Annotated in this window: 7 protein-coding genes; 1 reads left to right on the forward strand and 6 read right to left on the reverse strand. The window is 70.6% G+C overall.

What is annotated here, in order from left to right; genetic code table 11:
• A partial coding sequence (locus tag IH13_RS0122180; RefSeq protein ID WP_031087098.1) for a helix-turn-helix transcriptional regulator occupies positions 1–413 on the forward strand: 413 nt, incomplete at its 5' end.
• Here IH13_RS0122180 and IH13_RS0122185 read toward each other — a convergent pair.
• The 6 genes from IH13_RS0122185 to IH13_RS0122210 form a co-directional block, all read right to left on the reverse strand.
• Positions 353–883: a mycothiol transferase gene (locus IH13_RS0122185; RefSeq protein ID WP_031087099.1), complete on the reverse strand. Its 531-nt coding sequence runs from the start codon at positions 881–883 to the stop codon at positions 353–355. The genes IH13_RS0122180 and IH13_RS0122185 overlap by 61 nt on opposite strands.
• A 210-nt stretch (positions 884–1,093) precedes the next feature.
• Positions 1,094–1,327: a hypothetical protein gene (locus IH13_RS0122190; RefSeq protein ID WP_031087101.1), complete on the reverse strand. Its 234-nt coding sequence runs from the start codon at positions 1,325–1,327 to the stop codon at positions 1,094–1,096.
• A 5-nt stretch (positions 1,328–1,332) separates the two neighbouring features.
• Positions 1,333–2,010 (reverse strand): TNT domain-containing protein, encoded by a 678-nt coding sequence (locus IH13_RS0122195; protein ID WP_031087102.1) that lies wholly within the window; start codon positions 2,008–2,010, stop codon positions 1,333–1,335.
• 140 nt (positions 2,011–2,150) lie between these two features.
• Positions 2,151–2,849, reverse strand: a complete 699-nt coding sequence (locus IH13_RS0122200) for a DUF4230 domain-containing protein (protein WP_031087103.1) — start codon at positions 2,847–2,849, stop codon at positions 2,151–2,153.
• A gap of 76 nt (positions 2,850–2,925) precedes the next feature.
• The gene (locus tag IH13_RS0122205) at positions 2,926–3,441 is read right to left on the reverse strand and encodes a DinB family protein (protein WP_031087104.1); all 516 of its coding nucleotides are present in this window, start codon (positions 3,439–3,441) and stop codon (positions 2,926–2,928) included.
• A gap of 180 nt (positions 3,442–3,621) precedes the next feature.
• Positions 3,622–6,459 (reverse strand): glycoside hydrolase family 48 protein, encoded by a 2,838-nt coding sequence (locus IH13_RS0122210; protein WP_234433362.1) that lies wholly within the window; start codon positions 6,457–6,459, stop codon positions 3,622–3,624.
• Between the last annotated feature and the right edge of the window lie 750 nt (positions 6,460–7,209).

Below are 7,209 nucleotides of genomic sequence, written 5' to 3' on the forward strand. Positions count from 1 at the left end.
GTGACCGGCTCGCCGCCCACCTGCTCGACCGCCTCGGCACGCCGCCGCCGACGCGTGATGCCAGGGTCGCCCACGAGCTGCGGGACCTGCTCGACGGGCACGTGGTGGAGGGACTGAGCCTGCGGGCGGCGGCGCTGCGTCTGCACAGCCACCACGCCCACCTGGTGCGGGCCTTCAGCCGCGAGTTCGATATGGCACCGCACCAGTACCTGACGGGGCGTCGGGTCGATCTGGCACGGCGCCTGCTGCTGGACGGGATGCGCGCGCCCGACGCGGCGACGGCTGCGGGCTTCTACGACCAGTCGCATCTCTCCCGGCACTTCAAGCGCGTCGTCGGCACGAGTCCGGGCCGCTACGCGCGCTCAGGTCCGGCCTGCCGGCGTTCCAGTGCTCCGCGGACGAACGCCGCCTGACCGGCGTGCTGCAGGTCGTCGGAGAGGACGCTGACCAACCGCACTCCGAGGGTGACCGGCGGTGACCACGCCTCGTCCACGACGCGGTCCAACGCCCGGCCGTCGAGCCCGTGGATGAAGGCGAGGCTCTGCTCGTGGACGGCGTTGTAGTAGCCGAGGAGCAGATCGCCCGAGGCCACCTCGACGGATGCCACCTGCTCGCTGCTGTGCCCGTAACCGGTCGAGTCCCCGGGAAGGGGCAGCTCGAATCGGGACACCCAGTCCTCGGAGAACCAGACCTGTTCGGTGCCCGCGGCGTCGGAGACGTGGTCGTCCTGGACCCGGGTGAGGTGCCACACCAGCCAGGTGATCGAGTTCGCGTCCTCGTCCGGCCTGGCGTTGAGCATCTCGGGTGGGAGGCCCTCGACCGCCTCGTGCACCGTTTCCTTGATGCGTTCGAACGCCTCGGCGAGAATCCCAGCACTGTTCATGAGCCCACCATGACCGGTCGGGGGACGCGGCCCCGGCTCCGACACGCGGCCGGCACCGGGGCCCGGGTCCGCCCGGTCAGGCGTCCACCGTGCGCAGCCACCGCGTCAGCGGGGTGTCGGCCTCGGCGGCGGGTTCCTGCCCAACGCGGTGTCCGCAGCCCTCGCCGGTGTGCGAGGAGACCGCCGACAGCGCACGTCGGTCCCGCCGGCTCAGACGAGCAGGTGGAGCAGGTGGCGGCAGGCCGTCTCCTCGTCCGGGTGCCGGGCGAACGCGTCGTACACGCCTCGCTCGTACGCGCCGGTCTCCCACGTCCCGTCGGGTCCCCGTCTCACGAACAGGAAGTCGGGGGGCGTGGGGACCGGTTCGTGGACGCCCTCGATGCGGTAGTAGCCGTCCGGCACCCCCGCGGCGCTCAGCGCGGACCGCAGTCCGTGGCGGTCCATGCGGGTCAGGCCCCGGCGGGCGTCAGGTAGTCGTGGTCGAGCAGCCACTTCACGTTGAGGCGCTCGCCCTCGCCCGGGTCGAGGAATACCGGGTCGAGCTTGATCTGCTGACCGCCGCCGGGCTGTTCGAACCACGGGGCGATGCCGCCCTGCCAGACCCAGAAGGGCTTGGCCACCTTGTAGACGCGGTAGTCGCACGGCGTCGTCGCCTCGCGGGTGTTGAGACTCTGCGGCGGCAGGGCACGCTCCGCGTAGGCGTCGCCCGCCGGTGCGAGGTAGCCGCCGTACTCGGAGCCGAAGCGGTCCAGGCGCTGGCCCGGGCGCAGCTTGGTGGGTTCCCTGTCGATCTCGCCGTTGACCTCGGCGAAGCCGTCGTCCGGCGGGTACTTCCAGCTGCCGGTGTCCTCGGGGCCTTCCCAGTACTTCTTCAGGAAGGCGGCCGGTGACAGGGTGCCGGTGCGCTTGTACCCCTTGAGCAGCGGGCCGACGGGCGCCTGCGTGGTGCTGGGCAGCCACTGCGGGCCCAGCCGGGCGTCGTCGCGGAACTCGCCGGTGCACGGGTCGTGGCGCACGGCCGTGGTCGGCGGGGTGTGCCCCTGCTGTGCCGCGGCGTTCGCGGTGGGTGCGGCCACCAGCCCCGCGGTGACGCCCATCGCGGCGAGTACGGTGCGGATTCGGTTCATTCGGGGTCCCCTCGGTCTGCCGTCACTACTCGGACAGGCACGAAGGGTAATCCCTTGAATGCGTGGGGTGTTCACGCCATGCCGGTCCGGCCGACGGCGGCATCCCGGACGAACCTCCGCGCGGAAACCGCTCCCGGTGCTCAGCCGTAGTGGACGGCCACCTTCTCGAACCCGAGGGATCCCAGCAGCCCTTGGAGCATGGAGGTGGTGTTCTTCTCCGCCCGCTCGGTGAGGCCGCTCTCCTCGGCCGCCTCGCCGATGTGCTGGACGGCGAGTTCGTTGACCGCCTGTTCGCTGCCGGGGTTGTCGGAGAAGAAGTCACCGAGCCGGTCGAGGAGTCCCCGCTGCTTGGACACCGCGTACGAACGCCCCGGGTCCAGGGCCGGCTTGCCCAACGTGGCGTGCGGCAGGAGCAGTTCGGCCTCGGTCCGGTCCTCGTTGACCTTCACGCCGTCCTCGGCGATCTTGCCGAGGTCCACCGATGCGCCGACGGTGCCGGCCCCCACGTACAGGGTGCGGGTTCCGCGGATGGCGTCGGGCAGGAACTTGCTGTCCTTCTCCAGGTCGACGACGACCTGGAAGTCACCGGAGGCCGCCTCGTACGAACTCATGTCCTGGACCGCTTTCAGCACCGCGGGTCCGGAGCGGTCGGTGGTCCGCTCGCCGAAGAAGTCGCCGAAGCCGGGCAGGAGGCCGATGCGCGAACCCAGCAGGAGCAGGACCAGGGCCACGGCGCAGACACCTGCGAAGGGAAGGCAGCCCCGGGTGCGGGAGCGGCGGCTCCGGTCCGCCCGCTCAGGATCCGGTGCGCCGTCTGTCCTTACGTCGGTGGACGTCATGTCCCTCGTGTGACCCGGTCCGGCCGTTTCACTCCGTCCCGGACCGCGCCTACGCCAGACGCTGTACGGGCGCGGCTCAGGCCCCGGTGGCCCCGTCCAGCCGCTCCCTGAGGAGGTCGGCGTGGCCCACGTGGCGGGCGTACTCGGCGATCATGTGGATGTGCGCCATACGCAGGGAGTGGACCGTGCCCCGCCAGGTGAACGTGTCGTCGAGTGCCGCACCGGAGACCGCCTCGTCCGCGAGGCGCATCTCCTCGACGAGACGGGCGTAGTCGTGCTCGGCCCGGTCCGGGGCGAGGTCCTCGAAGTCCGCGTCCTTGCCCTTCGCCGGTTCGTACATCGGTGGAAGGTCCAGTCCGGCGAACCCCAGGCGGAACCAGATGCGTTCGACCTTGGCCATGTGCCGGACGAGGCCGAGCAGCGTGAGGTTCGAGGGCGGGGCCGTCACTTCGGCGAGTTGTCGTCCGGTCAGCCCGGCGCATTTGTGCAGGAGCGTGCTCCGGTAGAAGGCGAGGAATCCGGTGAGCGTCTCGCGCTCGCCGCCGGTGAGGGGTCCGGTGGTACGGGTGACTTCAGGAGCGGTCCATGTCATGGGCCCATGATGCCGGTGCGGGCGGGCAGTCCGTCGCCATGACCGCCGCGCTCCCGGGGCGGCCGGCGTGCCCCGGGCGCTCGCCGTGGCGCGTCGGCCGCTCGGTGCGGGGCGGACGGTCGCCCGGGTCCGAACGGGTGCCCCGGCCGGCAGCCGGGGCACCCGCTGTGGCCCGGTCACTCACTCCAGGAGATCGGCGTAGGCCCCCAGAGCGAGTGCGATGTCGGCCTGCGCCCAGAACCGGTGGTAGGTGAAGACCGGCGCCGCGCCGCCGTCCAGATAGGCCTGCACCTTGGGCCAGTTCGGGTCGTCCTCGTAGAAGGAGCGGATCGAGACGAAGGTCGAGTCGTTGTCGACGGTGTCGCCGTTGGGCATGGCGCCCGTCCAGCCGCTGGGGACGTAGACCGGGTCGTCGAACCGGTTGTAGTCGGCGCGGGTCTCGGGCACCGCCACACCGGCGTCGTCCCGGTAGTGCTGCCACATACCGTCGAGCAGCGCCTCGGCGGTCGTCCTGGCCTCCGTGTCGCCGGACTTGGCGGCGTAGTACGTCAGCGTCCGGGCGTAGGCGCCGGCCACGCCGACGTCGTTGGTGTAGTCGGCGACCGTGACGTGGAGCCCGGCGTTGGGGCCGGGGTTCGAGGCGTTCCAGGTGTCGGGGGCGCCGGACCACTGGAGGGTGGACGGCATGAGATAGGTGCCGTCAGGGTTGACGGTCGTCTCGGACAGTGCCCAGTCGACCCATTTGTCGAGCACCGCCTTCGCCTGGGCGTCCCCCGACTCGTGGTAGTACTCGGCGACGCGCTCCATGGACCACGCCTGGAATCCGAACCACTGGTTGGACGGCGGGTCGTGGTAGACGGGCTTCTCGTCGTAGTACATGCCGTAGAAGGTCGGGGTGCCGGCCGGGGGCTGGGCGTAACCGCCCTTCCAGCTGTTGGTCGCACCACCCGCGATGGCGCCCTCGTCGGACTGCAGCCACTGGTAGAAGTCCAGCTGCCGGTCGAGGCTCTTGGCCCAGTCCTGCCGGCCGGTGGCCGACTTGGGCTTCAGGTCGGCGGCCGAGCTCAGCGCGTAGGCCGCCATCGGGTTCTGGTATCCCCCGTGGGCGTGGCTGGAGCCGATCCGCCAGGCCCAGCCGGCCGAGGTGTCGGTCGCGCCGCCCCAGGCGTAGTACCAGGACATCAGGTAGTGCGCGCTGTCCTTGCCGGAGCCGGCCGGGCAGGAGGTCGGGCCGACGCAGTCACCGACCTTCTTGAAGTACTTGTCGAACATGGAGTAGCGCAGGTAGTCGCCCATCTTCGCCGCCTTGCCGACGGTGCCGGCCACCTCCGCCGACTTCCCCTGCTCCTTCGCCCAGACGTCGGCCCAGTAGGCGGCCTGCACGGCGCGGGCGTCGGCGTCGGGGGCGTTGGTGAACTTCCACTGCTTGGCGTACGAGGAGTCCCCGGTGAACAGGTCGAGGTAGCCGTTGGCGCCGCCGTACGTGAAGTCGTCACACGTCGGGTGGGTGACGGTCTCCCAGACCGACTCCTGCGGTCCGCGCTGGAAGGTGTTGATGTAGGACGGTCCGGTCCCGGTGGGGCCGGCCGCGCACGTCCCGGGCGCATTGCCGTACCCGTAGACGTTGTCGACGTCCTGGATCCAGTGCATGCCGTAGATGTCGTCGGTGCCGTAGGCGCTCTTCAGCTCGGCCGCGATCGGGTCGGAGCCGGAGGAGACGGAGCCGTCGAGCACCGCGGGGTACTCGTCCGGGGTGTCGTGCTCGGGCGCGTACGTGGCGGGCTTGGAGGCGTCGTAGAAGGAGTTGGTGGGCTGGTCGGCGTGGGTGGGGATCATGTACGTCTCCATGGTGTCCCACGCACCGTTGAACCTGGTCCAGTCGCCGGTGATCTTGCCGTACATCGCCTGCAGCCAGATCAGGTAGCTGTAGGCCTCCGAAGTCGTCTCGTGCCCGTGGTCAGGGGCCTCGACGATCAGCGTCTCGACGGAGTGGTAGGGGATGCCCTCCGGCGAGAAGTAGCCGTTCGCGGGGTCGGTGACCTTCCCGTAGAGGTCGAGGAAGCGGGCGTCGTACTCCTTCGCCGCGGCCAGCTGGGTGACGGTGACCTCGGCCTTGGCATGGCCGGGGGCCGTGACGGTGAAGGTCGCGGCGCCGGTGCCGGAGCCGTCGGCGGCGATGGACACCTTCTGGGGCACGGACCAGTTGGCCGGGGTGAAGGTGAGGCTCGCCCCACCGGTGACGCTCAGTCCCGTGTTGCCCGCGGACCGGGCCACGGTGACGGAGACGTCCGCCGCGGGTGCGGTGGACAGCGAGACGTCAAAGGTTCCCGTCCTGCCTTGCTGGACACCGAGTTGGGCGGGTGTGGCGACCACCGCGGGGCCGGCGACGACGGTGATGCCGGCGGGCGGGGACTCTGCGAAGGCACCGAGGCTGTCGTACGCCCGGGCGTACACCGAGTGGTTTCCGGCCGCGAGCCGCTCGGCCTCGTAGCTGTACGGGGACGTCGTGTCGGTTCCGAGCAGGGTGGTGTCGTCGTAGAACTCGACCTTGCTGATCGTCGCCCCGTCCGCGGCCGCCGCGGTCGCGGCCAGCGGTACCGGGTCTCCGGCGGAGAAGACGGCGCCCGCCGCCGGGGAGGTGAGGACGGCGATCGGCGGCTGGTGGGCCCCCGCACAGACGGTGCCGTTGACGGCGAAGGAGGCGGGGGCGGTGTTCGTGCCGCTGTAGGTGAACTGCGCGCCGGCCGTGACGGCGGCACCGGCGGCGACCGTCCCGTTCCAGTCGGCGTTCTTCACGGTGACGGTCTTGCCGGACTGGGACCAGGTGCCGCTCCAGCCGCTGGTGAGCTGCTGGTTCCCGGCGTAGTCGTACGTCAGCGTCCAGCCGTCGATCGCGGCGGAGCCCCGGTTCGTCAGGGTGAGTTCGGCGGTGAACCCCGAACCCCAGTCATTGGCCGTGTAGTCGACGCCGCACGCGACGGCGGCGGCCTGAGCCGGTGTGCCGGCCGCTGCGGTCATCCCCAGGGGGAGGGCCAGGGCAGCCACGAGGGCGGTCCACAGACGTCTGGTTCCGGCTCCGGTTCTTCCGGGTCTCCCCGGTAACCAACTTCTTCGTGCGCTGGCCGATGGCATGCGCGGTACCTCCTCGGCGGCTCGGAAACATGGGGGGTGCGGGGGCTGAGCACAAGCCTTGAACCGGTGGGAGCGCTCCCAGAATGGGGACGAGGAAAAAGAGAGTCAAGAGACGTGAAGAGTCGAATTGTTTCGACAACAAGAGTTCGGAACCGGTGTGTTGACCGACGAGACTTGACGCTCTACGGTCAAGCCACACCAGTGGGAGCGGTTCCACCAGACGACGTGCCGTAGGGGTACGCCGGACCTGTAAAGGAGTCGCTCATGCGACATCCGCACGTATCGCACCTGCACCAGCTGCTCCTGCGAGCGGTGCCCGCCGCGGTCGGCCGTACCGCCGTCGCCGTGTCGGCGGCTTCCGGATCCGCCTCCGTACCCACGGGTGGGACACCGTGCGCGTACGTCTCCGGGGCGGTTCCACGGCCCGAGGAGCGACGACCGGCCCGCACCCGGCGCACCCACGCTCGACGGCACGCCACGCAAGGCGGATCACGCACGGGATCCGGACCGCTCCGGCCGATCAGGCCGACTGGAGTTCCCCGCCCCCGTATCCCCGAACAAGGAGTGCCCGGCTGACCTGGACCCACAGCCCCGCGGAAGGCGGGAGAGAACACCACCACCGGAACCGGACCTGCC

This window comes from Streptomyces sp. NRRL WC-3549 (genome assembly GCF_000721935.1).
Lineage (GTDB): Bacteria > Actinomycetota > Actinomycetes > Streptomycetales > Streptomycetaceae > Streptomyces.